This is a genomic window from Brevibacillus sp. AG162 (genome assembly GCF_006715575.1).
GTDB lineage: Bacteria > Bacillota > Bacilli > Brevibacillales > Brevibacillaceae > Brevibacillus > Brevibacillus brevis.
Genome location: NZ_VFNO01000004.1, coordinates 165156 through 191292 on the forward strand (window position 1 = coordinate 165156; position 26137 = coordinate 191292).

26 protein-coding genes and 1 riboswitch are annotated in these 26137 nt (G+C 49.4%); of the genes, 22 read left to right on the forward strand and 4 right to left on the reverse strand.

Annotation, left to right across the window (positions count from 1 at the left end; all coding sequences use genetic code 11):
- Positions 1–11 precede the first annotated feature (11 nt).
- Positions 12–110: riboswitch (cyclic di-GMP riboswitch) on the forward strand.
- Positions 111–183: 73 nt separating this feature from the next.
- The 10 genes from FB479_RS14610 to FB479_RS14655 all read left to right on the forward strand — a co-directional run bounded on the left by FB479_RS14610 (position 184) and on the right by FB479_RS14655 (position 12646).
- Entirely contained in the window at positions 184–2157 is a 1974-nt protein-coding gene (locus FB479_RS14610; RefSeq protein ID WP_106654922.1) for a methyl-accepting chemotaxis protein, read from the forward strand.
- Between the two features lie 117 nt (positions 2158–2274).
- Positions 2275–3132, forward strand: a complete 858-nt coding sequence (locus FB479_RS14615) for a transporter substrate-binding domain-containing protein (protein WP_106654921.1) — start codon at positions 2275–2277, stop codon at positions 3130–3132.
- Positions 3133–3383: 251 nt separating this feature from the next.
- A complete protein-coding gene (gene cshA / locus FB479_RS14620) occupies positions 3384–4901 on the forward strand; it encodes a degradosome RNA helicase CshA (RefSeq protein WP_106654920.1) in 1518 nt (505 codons plus the stop codon).
- Between the two features lie 149 nt (positions 4902–5050).
- The gene (locus FB479_RS14625; protein WP_232030179.1) at positions 5051–5227 is read left to right on the forward strand and encodes a hypothetical protein; all 177 of its coding nucleotides are present in this window, start codon (positions 5051–5053) and stop codon (positions 5225–5227) included.
- Between the two features lie 206 nt (positions 5228–5433).
- Positions 5434–6864 (forward strand): PTS mannitol transporter subunit IIBC, encoded by a 1431-nt coding sequence (locus tag FB479_RS14630; RefSeq protein ID WP_142065793.1) that lies wholly within the window; start codon positions 5434–5436, stop codon positions 6862–6864.
- A 63-nt stretch (positions 6865–6927) separates the two neighbouring features.
- Positions 6928–9033 carry a BglG family transcription antiterminator gene (locus FB479_RS14635; protein WP_142065794.1) on the forward strand — a complete coding sequence of 702 codons (2106 nt, stop codon included), beginning with the start codon at positions 6928–6930 and terminating at the stop codon, positions 9031–9033.
- A complete protein-coding gene (locus FB479_RS14640) occupies positions 9030–9464 on the forward strand; it encodes a PTS mannitol transporter subunit IIA (RefSeq protein WP_106654917.1) in 435 nt (144 codons plus the stop codon). Before FB479_RS14635 ends, FB479_RS14640 begins: the two co-directional genes overlap by 4 nt.
- A 6-nt stretch (positions 9465–9470) precedes the next feature.
- Positions 9471–10631: a mannitol-1-phosphate 5-dehydrogenase gene (locus tag FB479_RS14645; RefSeq protein ID WP_142065795.1), complete on the forward strand. Its 1161-nt coding sequence runs from the start codon at positions 9471–9473 to the stop codon at positions 10629–10631.
- A gap of 17 nt (positions 10632–10648) precedes the next feature.
- A complete protein-coding gene (ptsP, locus tag FB479_RS14650; protein ID WP_185746376.1) occupies positions 10649–12370 on the forward strand; it encodes a phosphoenolpyruvate--protein phosphotransferase in 1722 nt (573 codons plus the stop codon).
- Positions 12371–12388: 18 nt separating this feature from the next.
- Positions 12389–12646: an HPr family phosphocarrier protein gene (locus tag FB479_RS14655; RefSeq protein ID WP_047069997.1), complete on the forward strand. Its 258-nt coding sequence runs from the start codon at positions 12389–12391 to the stop codon at positions 12644–12646.
- Between the two features lie 317 nt (positions 12647–12963).
- Here the strand turns inward: FB479_RS14655 and FB479_RS14660 are convergent, their stop codons facing one another.
- The gene (locus tag FB479_RS14660; RefSeq protein ID WP_142065797.1) at positions 12964–14031 is read right to left on the reverse strand and encodes a YeiH family protein; all 1068 of its coding nucleotides are present in this window, start codon (positions 14029–14031) and stop codon (positions 12964–12966) included.
- Positions 14032–14159: 128 nt separating this feature from the next.
- Here FB479_RS14660 and FB479_RS14665 point away from each other — a divergent pair, with 128 nt between their 5' ends.
- Entirely contained in the window at positions 14160–15056 is an 897-nt protein-coding gene (locus FB479_RS14665; RefSeq protein ID WP_106654913.1) for a LysR family transcriptional regulator, read from the forward strand.
- Positions 15057–15102: 46 nt separating this feature from the next.
- Here FB479_RS14665 and FB479_RS14670 read toward each other — a convergent pair whose 3' ends face one another.
- The 3 genes from FB479_RS14670 to FB479_RS14680 form a co-directional block, all read right to left on the reverse strand.
- On the reverse strand, positions 15103–16665 hold the full coding sequence (locus FB479_RS14670; protein ID WP_142065798.1) for a sensor histidine kinase: 1563 nt from the start codon (positions 16663–16665) through the stop codon (positions 15103–15105).
- The gene (locus FB479_RS14675; protein WP_142065799.1) at positions 16655–17332 is read right to left on the reverse strand and encodes a response regulator transcription factor; all 678 of its coding nucleotides are present in this window, start codon (positions 17330–17332) and stop codon (positions 16655–16657) included. The genes FB479_RS14670 and FB479_RS14675 overlap by 11 nt, the downstream gene beginning before the upstream one ends.
- Before the next feature lie 206 nt (positions 17333–17538).
- Positions 17539–17967 (reverse strand): hypothetical protein, encoded by a 429-nt coding sequence (locus FB479_RS14680; protein WP_106654910.1) that lies wholly within the window; start codon positions 17965–17967, stop codon positions 17539–17541.
- A gap of 329 nt (positions 17968–18296) precedes the next feature.
- Between FB479_RS14680 and eutL the strand changes: the two genes are divergently transcribed.
- From eutL to FB479_RS14735, 11 genes are all read left to right on the forward strand, one after another.
- Positions 18297–18947 carry an ethanolamine utilization microcompartment protein EutL gene (gene eutL, locus FB479_RS14685; protein WP_142065800.1) on the forward strand — a complete coding sequence of 217 codons (651 nt, stop codon included), beginning with the start codon at positions 18297–18299 and terminating at the stop codon, positions 18945–18947.
- A 35-nt stretch (positions 18948–18982) separates the two neighbouring features.
- Complete coding sequence (locus FB479_RS31170; protein WP_106654909.1) at positions 18983–19468, forward strand: BMC domain-containing protein; 486 nt, start codon at positions 18983–18985, stop codon at positions 19466–19468.
- Positions 19468–20961: an acetaldehyde dehydrogenase (acetylating) gene (locus tag FB479_RS14695; RefSeq protein ID WP_142065801.1), complete on the forward strand. Its 1494-nt coding sequence runs from the start codon at positions 19468–19470 to the stop codon at positions 20959–20961. The genes FB479_RS31170 and FB479_RS14695 overlap by 1 nt, the downstream gene beginning before the upstream one ends.
- 49 nt (positions 20962–21010) lie before the next feature.
- Entirely contained in the window at positions 21011–21298 is a 288-nt protein-coding gene (gene eutM, locus FB479_RS14700; protein WP_047069988.1) for an ethanolamine utilization microcompartment protein EutM, read from the forward strand.
- Between the two features lie 9 nt (positions 21299–21307).
- The gene (gene pduL, locus FB479_RS14705; protein ID WP_106654907.1) at positions 21308–22084 is read left to right on the forward strand and encodes a phosphate propanoyltransferase; all 777 of its coding nucleotides are present in this window, start codon (positions 21308–21310) and stop codon (positions 22082–22084) included.
- Positions 22085–22099: 15 nt separating this feature from the next.
- Positions 22100–22924, forward strand: a complete 825-nt coding sequence (locus FB479_RS14710; RefSeq protein ID WP_106654906.1) for a hypothetical protein — start codon at positions 22100–22102, stop codon at positions 22922–22924.
- 4 nt (positions 22925–22928) lie between these two features.
- On the forward strand, positions 22929–23216 hold the full coding sequence (locus tag FB479_RS14715; RefSeq protein WP_007720099.1) for a EutN/CcmL family microcompartment protein: 288 nt from the start codon (positions 22929–22931) through the stop codon (positions 23214–23216).
- A 2-nt stretch (positions 23217–23218) separates the two neighbouring features.
- Positions 23219–23560: an ethanolamine utilization microcompartment protein EutS gene (gene eutS / locus FB479_RS14720; RefSeq protein ID WP_007720097.1), complete on the forward strand. Its 342-nt coding sequence runs from the start codon at positions 23219–23221 to the stop codon at positions 23558–23560.
- On the forward strand, positions 23557–24000 hold the full coding sequence (locus FB479_RS14725; protein ID WP_142065802.1) for a EutP/PduV family microcompartment system protein: 444 nt from the start codon (positions 23557–23559) through the stop codon (positions 23998–24000). The genes eutS and FB479_RS14725 overlap by 4 nt, the downstream gene beginning before the upstream one ends.
- A gap of 93 nt (positions 24001–24093) precedes the next feature.
- A complete protein-coding gene (locus FB479_RS14730; RefSeq protein ID WP_142065803.1) occupies positions 24094–25554 on the forward strand; it encodes a sensor histidine kinase in 1461 nt (486 codons plus the stop codon).
- On the forward strand, positions 25520–26116 hold the full coding sequence (locus FB479_RS14735; RefSeq protein WP_429780242.1) for an ANTAR domain-containing response regulator: 597 nt from the start codon (positions 25520–25522) through the stop codon (positions 26114–26116). The genes FB479_RS14730 and FB479_RS14735 overlap by 35 nt, the downstream gene beginning before the upstream one ends.
- Positions 26117–26137: the final 21 nt, after the last annotated feature.

Below are 26137 nucleotides of genomic sequence, written 5' to 3' on the forward strand. Positions count from 1 at the left end.
AAAACAACAAGGAATGACAAAGGCAAACCTGTTGAAAGGCAGGGACGCAAAGCCACGGGTCTAAAGTCGAGGATCTATGATTTTCGCACTAGGACAGCCGGGTTGCCGTACCGTAGTCATGATCGGCTGTCGGTAGGCAGTCTTTTTTTTGTTGAAAGGAAGAGAAGGGAGAAGTGGTAGTGTATGAAAAATAGTTTGAAGAATAAGCTAATTATCATTTTGTGCCTGCTTTTGCTTGTTAGTTTGGGCATGGTATGCGGTGCAAGCTATTGGAGTGCTTCGAAGCTGTTGGCAGACAGTCTTGACAAAGAAGCTGAGCTGGCCGCAAGTAATCTCTCCATTCGTATCGACAGTTTCTTTCAAGAAAAAATCGGAGTTGTAAAAACGATAGGAGGATTGATCTCCGCGGATAACAATTTCGATCATGACCTGAAGTTGATTCAAGAAGCGCAAAAGGAAAATCCTGAGTTTGAGACCTTCTTCTTTTCGTATGATTTAAGCGGAACGAAAGTGATCAATTTCAAAGGAGAAGTGACCAATCCATCGGACCGACCACACTTTCAGGAAGCTGGCAAAGGGGAAGGAAAGGTAATCGTTTCCGAGCCAGTGGTTTCGAAACGGACGGGGAATAACATTGTGACGATTATCGTTCCCCTGATGAAGGACAATCGTCAATACGGTTATGTCGGATCAACCATTCCGATCAATGAAATTCAACAAAAGGTGTCTCAAGAGAAGTTCGGGCAAAGCGGTTACGCCTTTTTAGTTAGTAAAACAGGGACTTTTATCTATCACCCGACGAGTGAGTACATTCTGAAGGAATCGATTCTCAACCTGGGTTTTCTTGAGCTTCAAACAGCATTTGAAGACATCAAGAACGGAACTCATGGAGTCACTCAATACCAATACGAGCAAATACCTCAATTTGTTTCCTATGCACCTACCAGTCTGAATTGGGGCGTATACATCACGGCACCGATAGCAGAGCTGCATGCTCCCGTAGATGCGCTGTCGCTTCAATTGATGATCATTTCCCTCATCGTGTTGGCTGTTGGGGTAGTCCTGGTTTATTTCTTGGCTGTACGCATGGTGAAACCAATTGAGCGTCTGAATCAAGCGGTAAACATAGTGGCTCAGGGGAATTTGGCTGAGACAGTTACGGTGGAAGGGAAAGACGAGATTGCCGTTCTGTCCCGTGACTTTAACCAAACCGTATCGCACTTGAAAAATTTGATCGAAGACGTATCTCTGTCGTCTGATCAAGTACAGCGTTTTAGTCAGGAAGTATCCGAAGGTATTAAACAAGCGACGGAAAACATCAACCAAATCGGCTTGTCTATTGGACAGATTTCTGAGGGAGTAGAGGCACAGGCAGCCAGCTCGCAGGAAGTCGCATTGTCGATGACTGACATGGCAGCAGGCATCGTGAAAATCGCGGAGACGTCTGCACATGTTTCAGAGGCTGCCCAGATAGCAACAGAGCAGGCAGAACAAGGAACTGCTGTGGTAGAGCAGGCAGTTCGCCAGATGGGAAGCATTGGCGAGGGAACATCGAAGGCGACAGTAGCAATCGAGCAGCTCAACAATCGCTCCAAAGAAATCGAAGGCATTCTCGATACCATCAGTCAGTTGACCTCGCAAATCAACCTGCTAGCCTTAAACGCTTCGATTGAGGCAGCACGTGCTGGCGAGCATGGACGTGGGTTTGCTGTAGTTGCCGGAGAGGTGAAAAAGCTGGCGAACCAATCCGAGGAGTCCGCATCCAAAATCGCGATGCTGATCGGGGAAATCCAGCAAGATACCCGTCACGCGGTAGAGGTCATGACCGAGGGCAACGAAAACGCACAGCAAGGTATTCAACTGGTCGAAGAGGTTCGCGAAATCTTCGGGTACATTTTAGAATCTTCCCGTAACGTTGCTGCGCACATTTTGGAAGTATCTGCAGCATCTGAACAAATGTCAGCAGGCTCTGAGCAGGTAAGTGCTTCTGTGGATGAAATGCATAACATTGCCAAACATGCTTCACTCGACGCACAAACAGTGGCAAGGGCAACCGAAGAGCAGCTTCAAGCCATCCAGGAAATTGGTCAGTCTGTCGAGCGTTTGAACGCAGTGGCAGAAGAACTACAGCAAGGTATCGGCAGGTTCACTGTGTAAGAGGCAGCTCAACAGGTTGTAAGTCCTCTTCTTTGAAAGGGGGGATGCCATTAGGGGATGATGGAGTTTGTTTCTGATAACTAAATTCATTACCGAACAACAGGAGGAGAAACCCAGATGAAAAAATTTACAAAGACAATCTTGGCGAGCACACTCGCTGCAACTATGCTCATGACTGGAGGAACAGGTGCATTTGCCGCAACGGCGGTTAAGCCTGTCCCAACCGTAGCTGCTGAAGCTGCTAAAAAACCGCAAGCGAAAAAGTTTGAATCCCGTTTGGATGAAATCATTGCGAGAGGCTACATCCTCGTTGGTACGCCAGGTGACTACAAACCGTTTACATATTTGAATCCAAAAACGAATGAATTCGAAGGCTACGATATCGACGCGATGAAAGAATTCGCAAAAAGCTTGGGAGTTGAGGCGCGTTTTGTCCAAACCTCTTGGCCAACACTGATGGACGACCTCTTGGCAAATAAATTCGATATTGCTGTTGGAGGCGTTACGCGCAACACAGACCGTCAGAAAAAAGCACACATGAGCGATCCTTATATTATGTTCGGTAAAGCTCCGCTTATCCGTGCAGAAGACAAGGACAAGTACAAGAGTGTAGCAGACATCAACAAGCCAGAGGTGCGCATTGGTGTGAATCCAGGAGGCACCAATGAAAAATTCGTTCGTGAGCACCTGACAAAAGCAACTGTGACTGTTGAACAAAACAACCTCGACATTCCTGGTCTGGTAGCAAGCGGTAAGTACGATGTGATGATCACGGATACGCTGGAAGCGATTGTATATTCCAAAGCAGATTCCCGCCTGTATGCTGCTCTGACTGACAACCCGTTCACCAAAAGTGAAAAAGCGTACATGATTCACCGCGGAGACACGATCTTCGCTAACTACTTGGATCTGTGGATGGACGAGATGAAGCTGCAAGGAAAATTTGATGAGCTTTACAAAAAATGGGTAAAATAATCCCGTAACAGACAAGCAGCCCTCTCCTGGGCTGCTTTGTTATTTTTACAAGATGCATCACCAAAAAATCAAACAATTTGGGTATATAAGCAGTTTGCTTTTTCAGTCATTGCATGGTACGATTACAGCTATGTTCTTTAGGGCGCTACGTACAATCGGGATAAAAGGGCATGTTCCGGATCGTAAGGAATAGTGCCCTTTTTTTTGAGAATTTTATAGATGAAGGTATTGATAAAGGAGACTGACATTCATTGGCGACTTTTAATGATTTTGGCTTACACCACTCCATTGTTAGAGCTTTGAGCAACATGGGCTTCGAAGAGGCTACAGCGATTCAGGATCAAACGGTTCCTGTAGCACTGCAAGGTCGTGACCTAATCGGTCAGGCACAAACAGGTACTGGTAAAACGGCTGCATTCGGTATTCCACTGGTTGAACGCTTGGACGAAACCAACGGCAACATTCAAGGGGTTGTACTGACCCCTACTCGTGAGCTGGCTGTTCAGGTAGCAGAAGAGATTAATAAAATTGCCCAATTTAAAAACATCTCTGCCCTGCCAATCTACGGTGGCCAAGACATCACGCGTCAAATCAAGGCGTTGAAAAAACGCCCGCAAATCATTGTAGCAACACCTGGACGTTTCATGGACCATATGAGAAGAAGAACGATTCGTCTCGATGCGATTGAAATGGTGATTCTGGATGAAGCGGATGAAATGCTGAACATGGGCTTCATCGACGATATCAAGGAAATCTTGAAAGAGGTTCCTACCAATCGTCAAACATTGCTCTTCTCGGCGACGATGCCAAGAGCGATCCAGGAAATCGCCCAGCAGTTCATGAACGAACCAACCATCATTCAAGTGAAAGCAAAAGAAGTAACCGTACCAAACATCGAGCAGCAATATATGGAAGTAGCAGAAAGACAAAAATTCGATGTTCTGTGCCGTTTGCTGGATATTCATTCGCCTGAGCTGGCTATCGTATTCGGTAGAACCAAGCGCAGAGTGGATGAGCTGTCCGAAGCGCTGACCAAGCGCGGTTATGGAGCAGAAGGTATCCACGGAGACCTGAACCAGGCAAAACGCGACAGCGTACTTCGCAAGTTCAAAGAAGGTACAATCGAAGTATTGGTAGCGACTGACGTTGCAGCCCGCGGTCTGGATATCAGCGGGGTTACGCACGTATTCAACTTTGACATTCCACAAGACTCCGAAAGCTACGTTCACCGTATCGGAAGAACGGGACGTGCTGGTAAAACGGGTCTCGCGATTACTTTTGTTACTTCCCGTGAAATCGACCATCTGCGTCTGATTGAGCGTACGACCAAGCGTCGCATGGAGCGTCGTGCCGTTCCTTCGATGGCAGAAGCCCTGGAAGGTCAACAAAAAATGACGGTAGACAAAATTTTGGAAGCGTCTGGCAGAGATGATCTGTCTGCTTACAAAACATTGGCAGAGCAATTGTTGGAGGATGTTGATTCCGTGACATTGGTATCCGCAGCACTCAAGCTGTTGACCAAAGAGCCGGATACAACTCCTGTTCGCCTGACGGAAGAGGCTCCTCTTCGTGTCGGGAAGAAAAAGCTGCCTCCAAAAGGAAAAGGTGGCTTCGGCTCCGGTTCCGGTTTTGGTGGAAAGCGTCCATCTCGCCCGCGCAATGGCGAATATCGTCCTCGCGGCGGCGAATCTCGTCCGCGCAGCGGTGACTCTCGTCCACGCAGTGGCGACTCCCGTCCACGTGGCGAATCTCGTTCACCACGCAGCTAGGAATTGAGCGGTATCACAAGCAAAGACTGGTGTGCACATGTGCGCATCGGTCTTTTTTTCGTGCTGACCTGCCTGCGAATATTTAGGGGAATCCGTGACAAACTAGGAGTGTTTTGGCACGAATTTTCGCGCAGGGAGAGAGTGCAAGTATGAGGAAAACAGCCATAGGAAAGTGGGCTGGTATTTGGCTCGCCGTATTGGGAGGGGGGATGTCGGTTCATGCAACTGGACATTCCTTTGATCAAGCGAAGGAGATTCTCACCGAGCAAAATCAGGTGTTTGAGATTGATGTCGATGTGAAAGACCGGAAAAGTGATCAAAGTTGAATTCGAGAATTTGTAAGGAGAAGGCTTCTGCAACTGGGTAGAGGTCTTTTTCCTATGTGCAATTAAGTTTTGGCAACAACGAGTCAGACAAATTCGCGCTTTGATTTTGTTGTTACCCTCTGTGAAAACGCTTTATATTTGAGGTGTACACATTACCATTTCAATCATGTCAACATCTCATAGATAGGGGTAAAGGAGGGTTCAGTATGGAGAGCGTGGAAACAAAAAACTCTTCGGGTGGAATACGGGTCTCGGTACAAAAGTTTGGACGATTCTTGAGTGCTATGGTCATGCCGAATATCGGTGCTTTCATCGCTTGGGGATTGATTACCGCTTTATTTATTCCGACAGGCTGGCTGCCTAACGAAAATTTGGCCAAACTGGTTGGACCGATGATTACGTATTTACTGCCACTGCTGATCGGTTATACCGGCGGGAAAATGGTCCATGATGTTCGAGGTGGGGTCGTAGGTGCCGTCGCTACGATGGGGGTTGTCGTAGGCGCAGACATCCCGATGTTTTTGGGAGCCATGATCATGGGGCCTTTGGGCGGCTGGGTTATGAAAAAAGTGGACCAGTTGTTCGAAGGAAAAATTCGTTCCGGCTTTGAAATGCTGGTAAATAACTTTTCTGCGGGGATTGTTGGTGGGTTACTGACACTTTTGGCATTCCAAGCAATTGGACCTGTCGTTGTGGGCTTGAGCAAAGCGCTTGCAGCAGGTGTAGAAGTTATTGTAGGTGCGGGATTGCTGCCGCTTGCGAGCATTTTCATCGAGCCAGCGAAGATTCTGTTCCTGAATAATGCGATTAACCATGGTATTTTGAGCCCGATCGGTCTGGATGAAGCAGCGAAGATGGGTCAATCCGTCTTCTTCCTGCTTGAATCCAATCCAGGACCAGGTCTGGGGATTTTGTTGGCATACTGGCTTGCTGGCAGAGGTAGTGCCAAGCAATCGGCTCCGGGTGCTGTCATCATTCACTTCTTCGGAGGTATCCACGAAATTTACTTCCCGTATGTGCTGATGAATCCGCGTTTGATTCTGGCGGCCATTGGTGGCGGGATGGCTGGTGTGTTTACCTTCACGCTGCTTGGCGCAGGATTGGTGGCGCCACCGTCTCCAGGTAGTATCTTCGCCTTGATTGCAATGGCACCGCGTGGTGGATTGCTACCGGTACTCGCAGGTGTGTTGGCAGCGACTGTCGTGTCCTTCCTCATTGCATCTGCTCTCTTGAAAATGAGCGCGAAGACAGACGAAGATGAATTGGAAAAAGCGACAGAAAAAATGCAAGAGATGAAAGGCAAAAAAGCGAAGGCACAAGAAACGGTAGAAGCTCCAGTGATGCATGAAGTAGCTGCTGCTGACGTGAAGAAAGTCGTCTTCTCTTGCGATGCGGGAATGGGCTCCAGTGCGATGGGTGCGGCGTCCTTGCGCAAAAAGTTCAAGGATGCGGGCCTGACCGAGATTACGGTCATCAATACAGCGATCAACGACATTCCAAGCGACGCTGATATCGTCATTACGCACAAGACTTTAACAGAAAGAGCGCAGGTCAAAGCGCCTTCTGCGGAGCATATCTCCATTGAAAATTTCTTGAATAGTCCCGAGTATGACAAGTTGGTCAAACGCCTGGGGTAAAGGGAATCAACGCTAGTGAGAGCTAGCGTCTTCCCTCTTTGGCGTTAAGGAGGGAACGAAGACATGCATGTATCCTCTCGACAGCGATCTATTATCGAGATTTTATTGAAGGAACAAAAAGGAGTTACCGTTGGTTCGATCGCCGAGCAGATTGGTGTCAGCGGCCGTACCGTTCACAGAGAATTGGATGCGCTGGCTTCTTTGTTTGATGAATTTGAACTGGAGCTGGTCAGAAAAACAGGTTCAGGGCTTGAAGTGGTTGGGACTGTAGAGCAAAAGCGTGCACTCAGAATGTCTGTCCTGCATCACATGACGAAGGAGTACACCGTGCAGGAACGTAAGGCCATCATCCTGTGTGCGCTCCTAGAGGCATCAGAGCCAGTCAAGCTGATTTCGCTGGCGATCGATTTGAAAGTGACGACAGCGACCATCAGCCATGATCTGGATGATTTGGAGACCATGCTCGCTCGTTACGATCTGTCACTCTTGCGAAAAAGAGGGTACGGCGTAGAGCTGCAAGGTACCGAGTCGTCCAAGCGACGGGCTATCAGCAGACTGATTGCCGAGCATCTGGACGATCACGAGCTGATTGGGATCATCAAAGAAAATATTCAAAACAAGGCACTGCGAGACATCGACTCGATTTCGAAACGGTTGCTCGGCCTGATTGACCGGGAAAAGCTGATCAAGGTCGAGAATGCATTGAGCCATCTGGACGAGGAGCTTCCGTATCCTTTGGCAGACAGCGCCTATCTCGGGTTGGTCACCCATTTGGCATTGGCCATGGAACGGATTGAAAAAGGGGAAGGCATTCATTTTGACGAGAACACCCTCAGTGAATTGATTGGAACACCCGAGTACGAAATAGCCAGCAACATCATGGAGCGATTGAAGCAAATTTTCCAGATGGAGATCCCAACGGATGAGATCGGCTATATTACGATGCATTTGCGGGGAGCCAAGCTGCGGCATTCTCCGGATGACCAGGTATGGCCGGAAAATACAGAGCTCATGGTCATTACAAAACGCTTCATTCAAGCCTGCGAAGAACGATTGGACATTCCGCTTGGCAATGACGCCTCGCTGTTCCATGGTCTGCTGACGCATTTGGAGCCAGCATTGTACCGATTACAGCGGAAGATGGAGATTCGCAATCCGATTCTCGAGCAGATCAAGCAAAACTACCCAGAGCTGTTTGCCGTAACAAGTGAAGCGGTCCATACGATTTTGCCAGGGCTGCAGGTTCCAGATGAAGAGATCGGGTACCTCGTGATGCATCTTGGGGCGGCACTGGAGAGAACGCGCCATGAGCAGCAGTGGTACCGGGCATTGGTGGTATGCTCCAGCGGGATCGGCTCCTCCAAGATTTTGGCAACGCGCATCAAAAAAGAAATACCGGAGATCGTCAGCTTGAAAAATCTGTCCATGTTCGACTTGGAAGAGGTTCCGGCAACGGATTATGACTTGGTCATTTCCACCCTTCCATTGGCACTCGATCCAGCGGAATATGTCGTGGTCAGCCCGCTGCTTCCGCCAGACGATATCCAAAAAATTAAGTATCAATTGCACGCGAAGAGTCAGAAGCGATCCCATCAGGAGAAAAGTCAGCTGGTTCCCGCAGAACAGCAGTCCATCGAACATCTAAGGGCCATGCAACACTACGCTGCGTATGCCAATGAGCTTTACGATGGGCTATGGGGAATGAGATGGGATAACCGTGATCTCGACATCGCCCAGCTTTTGAGCCAAATCAGCAAGAGGCTGAAAGCGCGTGGAACGATCGAGGAGGTCGAACCGGTCGTCAAGCAGTTGATCGAGCGGGAAAAGCTCGGCGGTTTGGGGATTCCGGGAACGTCCTTGGCCCTTTTTCACGGAAGAAATGAAGCAGTGAACAAGGCGACTTTTACGTTTCACCAATTACGAGAGCCTGTCCTTCTTCGCTCGATGGATGAAGAAGTGATATCGATTGACATGCTTCTGCTCTTGCTAGGGCCGAAAGAAGTGCCAAAGGAAGGGCTGGAGGTTCTCAGCGAGATCAGCTCCCTTTTGATTGAAGAAGAAATGCAAGCGGTTTTGAAAACAGGAGAAACACAGCAAATTGCTGATTATATAGCGGGCAAAATGTATGCGTTTTGCCTCAAAAAGATAGGATTGGAGAGAACGAAATGAAAAACATACTGACAGCGGAAAAAATCATGTTGAATGCAAAGGCAGCCAATAAAGAAGAAGCGATCAGACTGGCAGGACAATTGCTTGTGCGTGCAGGCCATGTAACAGAGGCGTATGTAGAGAAAATGCAAGAGCGCGAGCAGTTGGCGACCACATACATCGGAAGCGGCGTAGCCATCCCGCATGGAACGAACGAATCCAAGGCAGAGATTCAATCCACCGGGATCTCCATCATTCAGGTTCCGGAGGGCGTAGATTTTGGTGAGGGAAATACAGCCTATTTGTTAGTGGGCATTGCTGCTGTTGGAGATGAGCATCTGGAGGTGCTCTCGAACATCGCGATTCTTTGCTCCGAGGAGGAAAACGTCAAGCGGATTGTAAATGCGGCTTCGGCTGAAGAAATCATCGCGATGTTCTCTGAGGAGGTGTAATCGCCTATGCTAGCTGTACATTTTGGAGCAGGGAACATTGGGCGAGGCTTTATCGGACAACTTTTGCAAAAGGCTGGTTATGAAATTGCGTTTGTAGATGTCAACGCGGCTTTGGTCGATGAGCTGAATGAGCGAAAAATGTATCGCGTGCAACTAGCAACAACAGGAAAACCGGAGTCGGTCGTGGAAGGAGTTCGAGCGATAAATGGTCAGGATGTAGCGGCGGTAGCTGAAGCGATCGCAACTGCCGATTTGGTTACGACGGCAGTTGGTCCCAACATTCTTCCGCACATTGCTGGGGCCATCGCAGCCGGCATTACCCGGAGACTTTCTGTTCATGCGAACCCACTCAATGTAATTGCATGCGAAAACATGATTGGCGGCAGCGAGAAGCTGAAGGAGCATGTGTATGAGCATCTGACGGAATCGGTTCAAGCCGAGGCAGCACAATGGATCGGATTCCCCAATGCAGCTGTAGACCGGATTGTTCCTTTGCAGCAGCATGATGACAAGCTTCTGGTTATGGTGGAACCGTTTTTCGAATGGGTGGTCGATTCGTCGCAGATGGTTGGAGAGGTCCCGTCCATTGAGGGCGTTACCTATGTGGAGGATCTTGCGCCGTACATCGAGAGAAAGCTGTTTACCGTCAACACAGGTCATGCGGTCATTGCGTACCTGGGGTATCAGCTGGGGATGAAAACGATTGATGAAGCGATGCGAGACGACCGGATCGTTCAGGTGACACGCGGGGCTCTTCAGGAGACAGGTGCACTGCTTGCTGCCAAGTACGGATTTGACCCGCGAGTGCATGAGCAATACGTGGAAAAAATCCTAGGCAGATACACCAACCCGCTGCTGTCTGACGATATTGTCAGGGTGGCACGTTCGCCGATCCGCAAGCTGTCGCAGCATGATCGTTTGGTCGGCCCAGCGCTGCAATGCATGGAAAAAGGAATGAATCCAGCGTATTTGGGTCTGGCAATTGCAGCGGCACTGGCGTTCGACTATCCCGAGGATGCGGAGTCCGCGCGGATACAAGCAAGCCTGAAAGAGTTTGGATGGGAAAATACATTACACAATTGTACCGGCATTCCGGCAGGTCATCCTCTGGAGGAGATCGTGCGCGCACAGGCACGCAGATTGAAGGAATGGTCAGGTAGCCATTGAGAGAGGCTGGTGTTACGATGTCCCAAAAGATCACAGGTGTAAAAGCTTCAGCAGGTATAGCCATTGGCAAGGCGTTTTTATTGACAACGCCCGACTTACAGATCAATACCGTAGCGATTGAAGATCCGGCGAGTGAAATCCAACGCTTCCAAGAGGCATTGGCTCGAGCAAAAAATGATTTGGAGGACATCGTTCTGCGCGTGGAGCGGGAGATGGGGACGGATCATGCAGACATTTTCAAAGCTCACCTGCTCGTCTTGGAAGACCCGGAACTGGTCGATACCGTCAAAGATAAAATTAATAGCGAAAAGACAAACGCTGAAAGTGCTTTGAATGATGTCGCACAAGCATTCATCGGACTTTTCGAGCAAATGGACAACGAATACATGCGGGAGAGAGCAGCAGACATTCGTGACGTGACCACACGTGTACTTTCTTACTTGCTCGGTTTACCATTTGCAGGACTCGGTGAGCTGACAGAAGAAGTGATCATTGTAGCGGATGATTTGACGCCTTCCGATACGGCTCAATTAGACCGCCGCTATGTCAAAGGCTTCGTCACGGACATTGGAGGACGAACCTCCCATTCTGCGATTATGGCACGTTCTCTGGAGATTCCTGCTGTTGTCGGAACACAAGGAATTACTCGTGCAGTTCAGCCTGGGACGCTCGTCATTCTCGACGGGCATGAAGGGATCGCGATTATTGACCCGAGTGAAGAGGAAATCGCTGTCTACAAACGCAAGCAGGCTGATTACGAAGTGCAAAAAGCCGAATTGGCGAAGCTTGTGAACAATAAAACGGTCACGCTCAACAATCATCATGTCGAGCTTGCCGCCAATATCGGAAGTCCTGAAGACGTCGCTGGAGCAATCGCCAATGGAGCTGAAGGTGTCGGGCTGTTCCGCACGGAGTTTCTGTACATGGGGCGCAATGATTTTCCGACGGAAGAGGAGCAATACCTCGCGTACAAGCACGTGCTGGAGCATATGGGCGACCGCCCGGTGGTGATTCGCACATTGGACATTGGTGGAGACAAGCATCTCTCCTACCTCGCTTTGCCGGAAGAAATGAACCCGTTTCTTGGACATCGCGCCATCCGGCTGTGTCTCGACAACCAAGAACTGTTTCGTACGCAGCTGCGTGCTCTATTGCGCGCAAGTGTACACGGCAATTTGAAAATCATGTTTCCGATGATTGCGACACTGGAGGAGTTCCGCCAGGCGAAATCGATTTTGGAAGAAGAGAAAAAATCTTTGGTGAATCGCGGAATTGTAGTATCCGATCAGTACGAAGTGGGTATCATGATTGAGATCCCTGCTGCGGCAATGTTGGCCGATCAATTTGCACGCGAGGTTGACTTTTTCAGCATTGGAACCAATGATTTAATTCAATACACAATGGCAGCCGACCGTATGAACGAGAAGGTCGCTTATCTCTACCAGCCTTATCACCCTGCCGTTTTGCGCTTGCTGCACAATGTCATCAAAGCAGGGCACGCGCAGAACAAATGGGTCGGTATGTGCGGGGAGATGGCAGGCGATCCAATCGCGATCCCGATTCTGTTGGGAATGGGTCTGGATGAATTCAGTATGAGTGCAGGGAGCATTTTGCCTGCACGCCAACAGCTGAGTCGTTTGAAGGTGGAGGACGCAGCGAAACAGGTGGATACAATTTTACAGATGAGCACTTCTGCGCAAGTAGAGGCGTTTGTGAAGGAATGGCTTGAGAGAGTATAGAGAAGGAGGCAGATCAGAATGGTAGAGAAAAAAATAGTGGTTCAATTGGCGCACGGCCTGCATGCACGGCCTGCTGCGAACTTTGTGAAGGTCGCCACGTCTTTTTCCAGCGAAATTAAAATCATCAAAAATGAGAAAAATGTAAATGGCAAGAGCATCATGGGTATTATGGCAGCAGCCATTGCAAAAGGGGAAGAAATTACCCTAATCACCGATGGTGTCGATGAACAAGAAGCGATGGCAGCATTGGAAAAAGCATTGACCGAACAGGAATAGCGAAGAGAAAAGAAATGACGAAAAGCCCCTCAATCCGAGGGGTTTTTTCTGTTGTTCCGGGAAAGTTCACGTTGATAGAAGGTGTGCGAAAGGAGGTGAAAAGGGACAGGGGGAAATCGTTCCTGATCCACAATGATGAATAAGATGTTCGGTCGTCTCCTCAACCATTTTCTCGACATATAGATCCCCCTCAGCAAAGATGTACACATCTTTATCAACATATGGGGATAATCTTCAGCCTTATCCACAAAAAAAACTCGCCGATCATCAAGCAAATCGGCGAATTCGAGTTCGGATGTTTGGTTATCCACAGCTTTTTATACCAATGCAAAGGAGAGAACCGATAATAGAATCGAGGTAATAGTCATAGCAATCAGTGGGCGCGCCGCTTTTGTCCGCAGTGCACGCAAATTGACATTGAGACCAAGCCCGACCATCGCCATGGTAAGTACAAAGGTGGTAAGATTGGCGACACCGTTATGGAACGCCTCAGAGACAGGAATGGATGAGCCGAGAACGTAGCTACCAAAAACACTCATGGCAAGGAAGCCGATCAGGAACCAAGGGAATTCGATCTTGGTGCCACTTTGCAATTTCCCGGAACGTTTCATCCAAACCATCAGAATAAAACAGAGCGGGACCAACAGAAGCACACGCCCCAATTTTGCCAGCAGGGCAATCGCTAGCCCATCTTCACCCGACGGTGCAGCAGCCAACGCGACGTGAGCAATCTCGTGCAGACTAATTCCTGACCACATGCCGTATTCGACCGTCGACAGAGGAAGGAAGGGACGCAGGATCGTGTAGGAAATAGCAAAAAGGGTTCCAACGAGTGCGATCATTCCTACCCCAATGGCGGTATCTTCATCCTTGGCAGCAACGATAGGGGAGACGGCTGCAATTGCCGCTGCTCCACAGACACCTGTACCGACTCCGAGCATGAGGGAGAGGGAAGAGTCTGCTTTCAACCACTTGGCTATCAGCATCGTAACCGCGATGGCAAAAATAATGACACCAGCGTCATAGACGAGAAGCCCGAGGCCTTGATTCAAGACGACGTCGATATTGAGCTTAAGCCCGTACAAAATAATAGCCAGACGCAGTAAACGTTTGGCGGAAAATTGAATCCCTGATCGCAATGCTTCCGGATATCCACGAAAATGCCGGTATGCGACCGCGATCAGGATCGAACAGGCGAGGGGGCCAACTTGTTGGAAGCCAGGTATTTTTGCTAAGCCGTAGCCTGTCAGGGCGATGAAAAAAGTAAAAGCGATTCCAGCTATCCACAGCGAGAAGGATGCGGGGTTGCTTTCGGGGGTTTTTTTGGGCTGTACGCTGGCATTGCTTTCATTCAATGGCACGCTGTTTTTTATCGGAGTTGCCATTGCCATCACTCCTCGAAAAGATTTACAAACTCAGCATACGGCAACTGTTATAATAAGAAAAATAAATCATTGCGATGATCATCATAAGTGAAATGAATGGTTAGTGGTGGAAAGGAGAGTGAAGGCAGTTGGATCAGCATTTGCTTGTGTTCGTGACCGTTGCAGACAGACAGAACTTTTCCCGAGCTGCAGAAGAGCTTCATATGACGCAGCCTGCCGTTAGTCAGTATATTCATGCGCTGGAGCGCACGATAGGGACAAAGCTCCTGGAGCGAAGCAACAAATATGTTCGCTTGAATAAAGCAGGCGAGATTGTCTATCATCACGCTCGGGAGATATTGGGTCTGTACACGCGGATGCAGAGCCTCGTGGACGATTTGATGAATACACCCAGTGGGCATTTGACTATTGGCGCGAGTTACACATACGGGGAGTATGTGCTGCCTCATGTCATTGCGCGTCTTCGTCAGTATTACCCAATGATTACTCCTACGATTACGATTCACAATTCCACAGTGATCGCTGAGCTGGTGGCAAAGCGACAACTCGACGTCGGGATTGTTGAGGGGGAGTATGTGGACGAGAAAATGTGCGTGGAGCCGTTTGCTGATGATCGTATGTATTTGATTGCTTCTCCAGAGCATCGATTAGCGGGGCAGACTGAGGTCAGCATTGACGAGTTGACGCAGGAAACGTGGATTGTACGGGAAGAAGGATCGGGCACGAGAGAAGCGGCTGAAAAAATGTTTCGCCAACTGCAATTCACACCGCACAAGCGAATGGAGTTCGGCAGTACACAGGTGATCAAGGAGTCAGTGGAGGCTGGGTTGGGAATCAGCCTGCTTTCTTATTGGGCCATCCGCAAAGAACGAAAGCTCGGCACGCTCTGCACATTGAAGGTGACGGGGACACCGGTTACCCGTGATTTTTCGCTCGTCACGAAATCCGACGAGTTTCATACCAAAGCATTGGACATCTTCATGGATCTTATCCGCACGCATGTGCCGGAGGGTGCCCATACGTAAAAGAGGAAGCGGCACGATCGGTACGTGCTGCTTCCTCTTTTTCATTTCAAGCAGACGAGTCTGGATGTGCGAGTGTCAGACGAAAGGTTGTTTCTTCTGGAGAAGTTCGAATCAATTCGACATTTCCCCCGTGTGCTTTTGCCAATAGTCGCGAGATCGTCAGGCCAAGCCCCAATCCATGTTTCTTTTTGCGTTTGCTATCGCCGCGATAGTACCGTTCGAAAATGAATGGAACCTCTGACTCAGGAATCCCTTTTCCATTGTCGGTCACGTCGATGGAGAGGAAGTCGCTTTGATTATGGACACCGATCTCGATTTGCGTTGCATTTGCGGCAGCGCTGTTCCCCAATAAATTAAGCAAGATTTGTTTAACATGTGATTCATCGCCAATCCATACGATTTCTGATCCAGTCGGGTGAACTGTCACAGATACGTCTGCAAATGATGGTAGGGCTTGCACCTGTGCGACTACCTGATCCAATGTGCTATCGATTTGAATGGATTGCTTCTCGACGAATACCTCACCTGCTTCCATGGACGAAAAATCGAGCAGGTCATTGACCATTGTCTGGAGTCGCTTGGCTTCGTCCATGCTGATTTGCATGAATTCATCCGCGTCTGCACCCTTTACAACGCCGTCTTTGACCGCCTGAATCATCCCGCGGATCGAGGTGACAGGGGTACGCAGCTCATGGGAAACACCAGCCAAAAGGTCGGTGCGCATCCGCTCCAACTGTCCGAGTCGGTTGGCCATTTCGTCAAAGGAATGTACCAGCTGGCTGATTTCCGCCTCTTTTATTTTGGCGGTATCAGGCAGTGAGGGCGTATAATTTCCGGTGGATATTTGCTCGGCAGCCATTGCCAACTGCCGGAGAGGCTGAGTCAGGGATCGAGACAAAACATAAACGATAGCCCAACCGCACAAGGTGATGATGCCAATGGAAACCATGATCGTGATATAGGTGTGGACCAAATCATTGTTAAGCGGCGTGCTGACGTAATAGGTGCCTGCGACTCCGTTATGCTCATAGTAAGGTACACCTACCCGCAACCACGTAGCTTCCCCTGCGGAGATAACCTCCCGTGTTTCCTTTGTGTTGTCTACAGGCTGGATAGGTGTAGGTAACTGAGTAATGGTAGCAGCCGTCTGGTTGACCATTTCCTTTTTGGACGTCTTGCCTGCGACATCGTAAATCTGCACTACGTGATCGATTGGCACAGTTGGCATGACCTTAAGCGCGATCGTGGCGGTAGTTGCTGCGGGTATTGCGGCGTCAGGAATAGAAGGTGACGTAGGACCGGTTACAGCAGCTACAGCAGTGACGGTCTGGCCAGGCATAGCAGCAGTTGCTTGCGCGAACTCCTCTTTCTTTAAAGGAGTAGCTGTGTCGCTCTTGGTAAGCAACACCTTGGAATACGAATCAGCCAGCATCTCCGTTCTTGCTTCCAATACTTGAAACTGCTGTTCTGTAGCTGCTTTGTTAATCCAATAGATTCCAAAGAAGCCGATACCGAGTAGGATGACCGATAAAATCAGAGCGTAGCGCCACGTCCAGTAGCGCAAGAGAGGTACAGCTGTCCTGGTAGAAATAGATCGTTTAGTAAACACGCAGGCTATACCCCAATCCTCTGATCGTGCTGATTTCCCCTTCGGAAGTCGGCCAAGGCCGCAAGCTTTTGCGCAAGCGTTTCACAGCGGTATCCACAGAACGATCCCCTCCTTCAAAATCCATTCCCCAGACTTGATCCAGCAACTGATCGCGGCTAAAGCATTGGTTGGGATGCCGCGCCAGGAAAACGAGTAGTTGCCAGTCCCGTGGCATTAAGGAAAGGGGTGTTTTCCCGATCAGCGCATTCTGTGCCGTAACATCTATCGAAAGCGTGCCGAGTCTGATCGTATCCGCTTCCGTGAGATAAGAGGAACGGCGAAGAACGGCTTGGACACGGGCGAGCACTTCTTCTGGATCAAATGGCTTGGCAATGTAGTCATCTGCACCTTGCGCAAGCCCTTGAAGCTTGTCTGGCACTGTACCGCGCGCAGTGATAATGATGACGGGACAACTGCCGTATTGGCGAATCTGATTGAGTATGTCCAAGCCGTCATGATCAGGCAGCATCAAGTCTAGCAGGACAAGATCGGGCTTCCAGGAGAGAAAAGTCGTGATTGCCTCGTGATCTCCCTCGTTCCACTGTACCTCGTAGCCTGCCCGTTCCAAGTAGACCTGGACAAGCCGAGCAATCGGCATTTCATCCTCAATGAGCAGAATTCGTTTCACGAAGAAACACTTCCTATCTATCTCGAGTCAATTTGTACTTATCATAGCAATGATAGACATGATTTCGGCTGACATCATTTGTAATAACGTTTTTTCGATTCAGTTGTTTAGCATAATGGAGTTATGTGTCCGTTAAATGGCGAAGTGTATAGCAAAACCTCTGGCAGTCTCCCGTCAGAGGTTTTGTGTATGCTTGAATGGTGAGCCTATTTTTTGATAGCAGGTACTGAGATTTGCTGAGCTTTTGTGATCTTGCCTTCTTTTTCAAGCTGCTTGATCAGTTCTTCTACGCTGATTCCTTTCTCTTTTGCCAATTGTTCCAGGCTGGTTGCCTCTTGCATGAAGACGGACATTTTGCCATTATCATCGATTTTGAAGGAAACGGTAGTAGCTTCTGTGAATTTCCCTTCTTTTTTCATCTGTTCGATCAATTCTTCTACGGAGATGCCCTTTTCCTTTGCCAAATCTACCAGATTGATAATCGGTTTCGCCATCGTTTGAGCATCATCGAAGTTTACCACCTGAAGGGGTACAGCGGTACCCGATGTTTTCGTTGTGTCACTTGCCGCAAACGCGGAACCTGCCATTGCGGATACTGCCAGAGCCATTACTGCCATTGCCATTTTCTTTTTCATTGTAAAATTCCTCCTTGAAGATCTGTAAATTGTTGTAAGCCTTGCTTTCGGGCTTGCCCGTCTCGGCTACACCCCAAAGATAATGGGGGCTTGTGTCCGTAATATGACCGGAATATGGAAAAGTGACGGAATGCCGAAAACGCTTGCATTTTTCCCTGCCTTGTTCTACATTAGAGACAGGTAAAAGAGCACGTAAATCGCGTGTAATTTTACCCACAAGTGAATAATCAAAAGGCAAAGGTGCCCTTGAACACGGATCTTATTTTTTCGTGTTTAGGCACCTTTTTTTACTTTTGATCAGGGATGTTGTCTTGAAAGGAGTGACACGCATGGAAAAACCAATTCGAGCGACGCCGCTTGCGATCCGACTGATTCCCAATGTCGATCCTCAATTTGCGGAGAAGCTGAACCTGCCTTCTCATATCCGAAGTCTGGGTCTTTTGACCTCCACGATTGACGATGTGGGGTACACGGCCATTGACGAAGCGACCAAAAAGGCAGCGGTGGAAGTTGTGTATGCCAAGTCGTTTTATGCAGGCTCAGGCCATGCGTCTGGACCGTTGTCCGGCGAGTTCATCGGGATGATCGGAGGCGCGACGCCATCGGAGGTGCAGAGCGGACTGGATGCAGCCGTTGCATTTATGGAAAGCGGAGCATGCTTTTACTCTTTGAATGATGAAGGGACGCATGCGTATTACGCCCATGTTGTGTCGCGGACGGGCAGCTACTTGTCTCAAACCGCCGGAATCCGCGAAGGTGAGCCGCTTGCTTACTTGATCGCTCCGCCGCTGGAGGCCATGTATGGTATTGATGCCGCCCTCAAGGCTGCAGATGTACAAATGGTGCAATTTTTTGGTCCACCGACAGAAACGAACTTTGGGGGAGCGCTACTCACTGGCAGCCAGTCGGCATGCACGGCAGCCGCTGATGCTTTTGCCGATGCCGTAAGAAGTGTCGCCCAACAGCCTGTCAAACGATAATAGGGATTTTCCCTCTTGAAGGGGAGGTAATGTAAATGCGCGCTACAACATATTCACTCGGCATGATCGAGACGCTGGGCTTGCCTGCTCTCATCGCTGCCGCAGACGCTGCTGCCAAAGCCGCAGACGTCAAAGTCGTCTCTTATGAAGGCGCGGACGCAGGGATCGTTACCGTGTATGTAATCGGAGATGTCTCCTCCGTACAGTCAGCTGTAGATGCTGGTGCTGAAGCTGCGAGACGTGTCGGAACATTGCTGCACTCACACGTCATTCCACGTCCTGACGAAAATGTACCAAAAATGCTGAAAAACCTGCTGAAACCGGAAGTGAAAGAAGAGGGTAAGGCAGAGTCGGCCCAAGTGCCAGCGACCAAATTGCAGGATCAGTCTATCAATGATCTGCGCAAAATGGCGCGTTCGTATGCGGACTTCCCGCTGACAACGAACGAAATCAACATGGCGAAGAAAGAAGATCTCATTCGTCTGTTGGAAGAGAAACAAGGCGGAGGTGACAAAGCCTAATGACACTCGACGCTGATCTGTATTCCATACAGGAAGTGCGTACCTACCTCGCACAAGCGAAGGAAGCACAGGCCAAGTTCGCTACTTTCAGCCAAGAACAAGTCGACAGAATCATCGAAGCCATGTCCAAAGCGGGCGTGGAGCATGCAGATCGACTCGCAGCTATGGCGGTAGAAGAAACAGGCTTTGGTAACATCCCAGACAAACGAATGAAAAACCTGTTTGCTGCGCAAGATGTGTACGCATCTGTGAAAGATGTAAAAACGGTTGGCATCATCCGTAAGGACGAAGAGAACAAGGTATGGGAAGTGGCGCAGCCATTCGGAATCGTAGCTGGTATCGTGCCTTCCACCAATCCAACGTCCACGGTTATCTATAAATCGATGGTCTCCCTCAAGGCGAGAAATGCGATTGTCTTCAGCCCGCATCCGTCGGCAGCCAAGTGCACGCTGGAAGCAGCGCGACTGATGGCACAGGCGGCAGTAGCGGCTGGAGCACCAGAAGGCTTGATCCATTGCGTTACCAAGCCTACGCTTCCAGCGACAAACGAGCTGATGAAGCACAAGCTGACCAATTTGATTCTCGCGACTGGCGGAACGCCGATGGTACGCGCAGCATACAGCTCAGGCAAGCCTGCTTACGGTGTAGGACCTGGTAACGTTCCGGTCTACGTCCACCACAGTGCGGACTTTGCTGCTGCTGCCAAGCGCATCGTGCAGAGCAAAACGTTTGACTATGGTACGATCTGCGCTTCTGAGCAAGCATTGGTAGTGGAGGAATCCGCCAAACACCAATTGATTGCTGCGCTGAAGCGTGAAGGCGCCTACTTCCTGAACGAGCAAGAAAAGGAAAAGGTAGCTGCCATCGTCACGATTAACGGCTCGCTGAACGCGAAAATCGTTGGCCGCTCTCCGCATGTGATCGCTCAAATGGCGGGTATTACCATCCCTGCTGATACGCGTGTCCTGATTGCGGAGGAGAACAATGTAGGCAAAGCATATCCGATGTCCGTTGAAAAACTGGCTCCGGTCCTTGCCCTCTACACTGTTCACGGCGACAGCGAAGCGTTTGCCCGTTGCCGCGAATTGCTGGAGCATGGTGGTCTTGGACATACAGCGGGTATTCACGCCCAGGATGAGAATGTCATCGCAGCGTATGGTCAAGCAATGCCAGCATCTAGAATTCCGGTAAATACGGGTACGACCTTCGGAGGAATTGGTGCAACGACTGGCGTACAACCAGCGTTCACACTTGGATGCGGTTCTTTAGGGGGCAACATCACTTCCGATAACATCGGTGCGAAGCATATGTTCAACATCAAGCGTGTTGCATTTGGCATCAAAGAAATGCCACAATCAACGCCAGCACCACAAGCTCCTGCGACACAAGCGGAAGAAGCTGTTCTACAAGCTGTCTCTTCCATGAACGTTGGCTTGAGCCGTGATGAGATCAAGAACATCATCAAATCCGTGTTAACAGAAATGACGTCTTAATGTCGTAAAACACTAAAATCTTGGAGATATAATTAAGGAGGATACAAAAATGGCTGGAGAAATGTCCGCATTGGGAATGGTAGAAACAAAAGGTTTGATCGGAGCAGTTGAAGCTGCTGACGCAATGGTAAAAGCAGCAAACGTAAAACTGATTGGTAAAGTACACGTAGGTGGCGGTCTCGTGACTGTTATGGTACGTGGTGACGTAGGTGCAGTAAAAGCTTCCACAGACGCAGGCGCCGCTGCTGCTGAAAAAGTAGGAGAGCTCGTATCTGTACACGTAATCCCACGCCCTCATGGAGACATTGAATTGATCCTGCCTAAACTCGAAGGGTAATAAATCCCTATGGCAGTGATTACAGAAGCATCCTTGAGAGCAATGCATAAGTCAGGTATCCCAAACCCCTTTCTCGTTGAGAAAGGGGATAAAATAACACCAGCAGCGGCAGATTTCTTGAAAGGAAGAGGGATTCAAGTGAAACAAGTTGATCAGCACCAGCAGCCTTCCACCAATCAAGCTGCCGAGGCAGTGCGAGAAATTCCTTTGGGCGTATCTAACCGTCACATTCATTTGTCGCAAGCAGATGTCGAGAAGCTTTTCGGAGCCGGACATCAATTGACGCCAATGCGTGATTTGTCGCAACCGGGCCAGTTTGCTTGCCAGGAAACAGTCACCATCGTGGGACCGAAAGGCAGCATTCACGGGGTTCGCGTTTTGGGACCAGCTCGTGGCGCGACACAAGTGGAAATTTCCAGAACAGACGGCTTTGCAGTAGGTGTTCATGCCCCTGTGCGTATGTCTGGAGATATTGAAGGAACACCAGGTATGGTACTTGTAACGGCAAAAGGGACTGTTGTAATGGACAAAGGCGTAATCGTAGCGAAGAGCCACGTTCATATGTCCCCAGCAGATGCCGAGCAATATCAAGTGAAGGATGGCGATACGCTGATCCTGGCGACTCAAAGCGATCGTCCTATCATCTATCCAGATGTAGTCGTTCGTGTACATCCGCAGTTTGCACTTGATTTCCACGTTGATACGGATGAAGGTAATGCCGCTAATTTGAAAACGGGCGACCGGGTAAAAGTGATCGGCAAGAACGGGCAATTTTACTCCGGCTAACGGAGGTTGAGCTTGATGGACATCAGAGAAATGGTGGCGTCGATTACAAAAGAAATTTTGCAATCGATGAATACAGAAAAGCAAAGCAGCGCAGCGCCTCGTGTCCTGTACGTTTTTTGCGACAGCCAGGCTCATGAGGCGTTTCAGGATCATTTTATCCAACTGAAAAACCACGGGATCTGCCATGACATTCTCTTCCTGGACGGAGAAACCTCTTCCTGGTTGGGAATGCACAAGATCGAATGTGGGGGAGCAGGCAAAATTCTTACAGCAGATGAGTACGCTCCTGCCCCGTTGGAAGTGCCGAAAGATTATGTCGGTATCGTGATTCCTGAAATCGATTTGGATAATGCAGCGAGAATTGCTTCCGGTCTAAAAGGAACAATCAAAGCGGAAATCGTCTTTTCCGCGTTGGTGACGGGCAAATTCGTCATCGCTGGTTCCGATGTGCCAGGGATCAAGCGCGCAGACCGCCGTACCCTGCAAACATTGACACTGACACCTGCTTATGAAAAGCTGTTCAACCGTCATGTTGAGAGCATGAAAGAGCTGGGTGTGGAGTTTGCGGAGCAACGCCGTCTGGCTGATCGCGTAGTTTCCAAGCTCAAGTCTCAGCTGCAAAAAGTGGAGACTACGAAGACAGAACAACCGACATTGACTCCTTTGGATGAGCAAGAAGCCGTCTTTTCCGGGAAGCTGTTGACAGCGGATTGGATCAGATCTCAGCCTGAGCTTCGCGATACGACTTTGATCGTGAAAAAAGGTGCAATTGTTTCTCCGCTTGCTTATGACAGCATGAGAGAACGCGGCATTACGGTCAGCTATTTAGGAAAAGGGTGATCGCATGTTTTTGGGAAAAGTGATCGGCAGCGTCTGGGCCACGCAAAAAGAAGCAGGTATGGAAAATCTCAAGCTCATGGTGGTTCAGCCGATTGATTGGCGTGGCGAAGAAGGCGGACAAACCGTTATCGCAGCGGACAGGATCGGTGCGGGAATCGGGGAGCAGGTTATCGTCTCTCGTGGGACGCCTGCCCGAATCCTTTTCTCCGGCACCAGTGTGCCGATCGATGCGATCATCGTAGGCATCGTGGATTCGTTTGAGGTGCCGGGTGCCGCAGGAAGAGAGGAATAGGAATGGAACAGGAACGTTCACGAGTCATTCAGGAATTCGTACCGGGGAAACAGGTCACGTTGGCTCATGTAATCGCAAACCCTGACCCAATGCTCTATACCAAGCTAGGTATCAATGAGGCCGGTGCCATCGGCATTTTGACTTTGACGCCTACCGAAACAGCTATTATTGCCGCGGATATTGCGACAAAGGCTGCTGGCGTCGAGCTTGGGTTTCTCGATCGTTTTACAGGTTCACTGATTGTCGTAGGAGATGTATCCGCTGTTGAGATGGCAGTCGAAGCGGTCAATCAGGTACTGAGCGAAAAACTGCGGTTTACACCGGCATTGGTGACGAAATCATGACCGGTCGTGTAATGATTATCGGTGCAATCGAAGCAGGAAAGTCTTCTCTGGTGCGGGCGCTGTTCAATGACGAACAGCCTGCCAGGAAGACACAAGCTCTCGAATATCGGGACTGGGCGATTGACACTCCGGGTGAGTACAGCGAAAACCCGATGTTTTACCGCACGCTTATGGCGACCTCTCTTGAGGCGAAGATCATTGTGATGGTGCAGGATGCAACAAGGGAGCGCAATTATTTCCCTCCTGGCTTTTCACAAGGGTTTCCGCAATCGTGCATCGGGGTCATTACCAAAATGGATCATCCTGATGCAAATGTGGAGAGGGCAGAACAATTTCTGCGTCAATCGCTCGGCAATGCGAAAATTTTCCGGACCTCCTCGCTCACGAGTGAGGGAGTGCCAGAATTGCGAGCGTATTTGCAAGAAATTGTCAACGAGTAAGCGAGAGTAACCAGTATTACACCCCTTTCCGCCGCAGCGTGTCTGTGAGAAAATGAGGTCATATCAACTCCTAGCAGGTGAAAAGAGGTTCACATGCAATCAATACGAGAAGTGTGCAAAGCGTCCACGACGTTGAGTGATGACGACATTCGGATTGTGGAGGATCTGGCTTCCAAGCTTCAGATTTTTGCTGATCTGTCTCAAGCGGACATGTTTATTGACTGTCCGACGGTAGATCGGAGCGCTGCGATGGTAGTCGCACAAGCTGCACCGAGTACGGCACGCTCTATGTACAGTGGATCGGTCGTAGGGCATTTGGCGACGGCGATTAATGAGCCGGCTGTTATGTATTGTCTGACTACAGGCAAGCCTGTCATCGGTTCACGTGGGGTTTCACAGGAGCAGGTCGTGATGCGACAAAGCGTCGTACCCATCACGAATGCGGTTGGAAAAACAATCGGGACCTTGATAACTGAACAAGATATATCCAAACAGGTGGAACAGGAAAAGAACGTCGAAATGCTCAAGGAAACAACGGAGCATTTAAGTGAGACGCTCATCCAGTTCGCTGTGCCTGATCTGCCCATATCGTCGCTGTTGCACGAGGGCATGATTTTGTTTGATCAGAGTGGGGTTATCACGTACGCCAATGGCCGTGCCCACAAGCTGCTCTCCTTGATTGGCTTTGAACGGCCGGAAAAGGGTGAGAGCATCGAACGTATTTTTTCCTGGAGAGTTACCCCGGAAAATTTTGTGCGCAACGGGGGTTATATTCAGGAGGAGCTGTCAAAAGGCAAACATTTTATCATGATGAAAGCGGTTTCGTCCGTCCGCAAGCAAGACATCATCGGGGGATTCATTCTCCTGCGAGATATATCGGACATTCGGGAAAAAGAAAAGCAATTAATGATCAAATCCGCGGTGATTAAAGAGATTCACCACCGGGTCAAAAACAATTTGCAAACCATCTCTAGCCTGCTGCGTCTGCAAATGCGGCGTTCGCAGTCCAACGAGATTGAAAAGGTATATCGGGAAAGCATCAATCGCATCAACAGCATCGCCATTATTCACGAATACTTGGCACAGGATGGTCTGGAGCAGATTGACTTCAAAGAGATTTTAACCAAAATATCGAAAATAATCGTCTCTTCGATGAGGCGTTCTGAGCAAGCTATACACGTCGTGGTGACGGGCGAATCGGTGTATCTGCCGTCCAACAAAGCAACATCGTTTGCCTTGATCGTCACCGAGCTAATTCAAAATTGCATGATTCATGGTTTTCATGAGCAGCAAGAAGGGAAAATCTCCATTGCACTCGTCGCCAAGGAAGACTTCGTTAGTCTGTCTGTGACAGATGACGGGGTGGGCATCGAGGACATGGAGCAAATCCACAAAAAGGGCCATCTCGGCCTGAAAATTGTCGATACACTGGTCAGGGAAGACCTCGAAGGCACGATGCATTTCCGCAATACTGGGAACGGAACAGAGGTTACCATACTCTATCCGATCCAAAAGGAGGATGAAGATGACACAGCCGAAGATTATGGTGGTTGATGACGAGCCGATTATTCGCATGGATTTGCGCGAGATGCTCGAAAATGAAGGGTATTTAGTGGTTGCCGAGGCGAAAAACGGAGAAGAGGCAGTCGAACAGGCCCATCGTCACAAGCCCGATCTGATCATCATGGATGTGAAAATGCCTGTCTTGAATGGAATCAAGGCAAGCAGTATCATTCGTTCCTTTTCAGACAGTTCCATTCTTCTCTTGACGGCTTATAGCCAAAAGGAACTCGTCCAGGATGCCAGAAAAGCGGGTGTGACGGCTTACTTGGTGAAGCCGGTGTCGGAGGATGACTTGATTCCCGCAGTTGAAATCGCACTCAGTCAAAAGGAAAAAGTCGTTTCACTGAAGAAGGATATCAATGATCTGAAGCAAAAGATCGAGGATCGCAAGGCAGTGGAAAAGGCAAAAGGAAAGCTGATGAGTGCCCTATCCTTGGAAGAGGATGCGGCTTACAAATGGATGCAGCAAGTAAGCATGCAACGGCGCATGCCGCTTGTGAAGCTGGCAGAGGAAATTTTGTCGGGCGAGCAGGCCATTTTCACGCAAGGCTAGTACTGACGTTATCATAAAAAG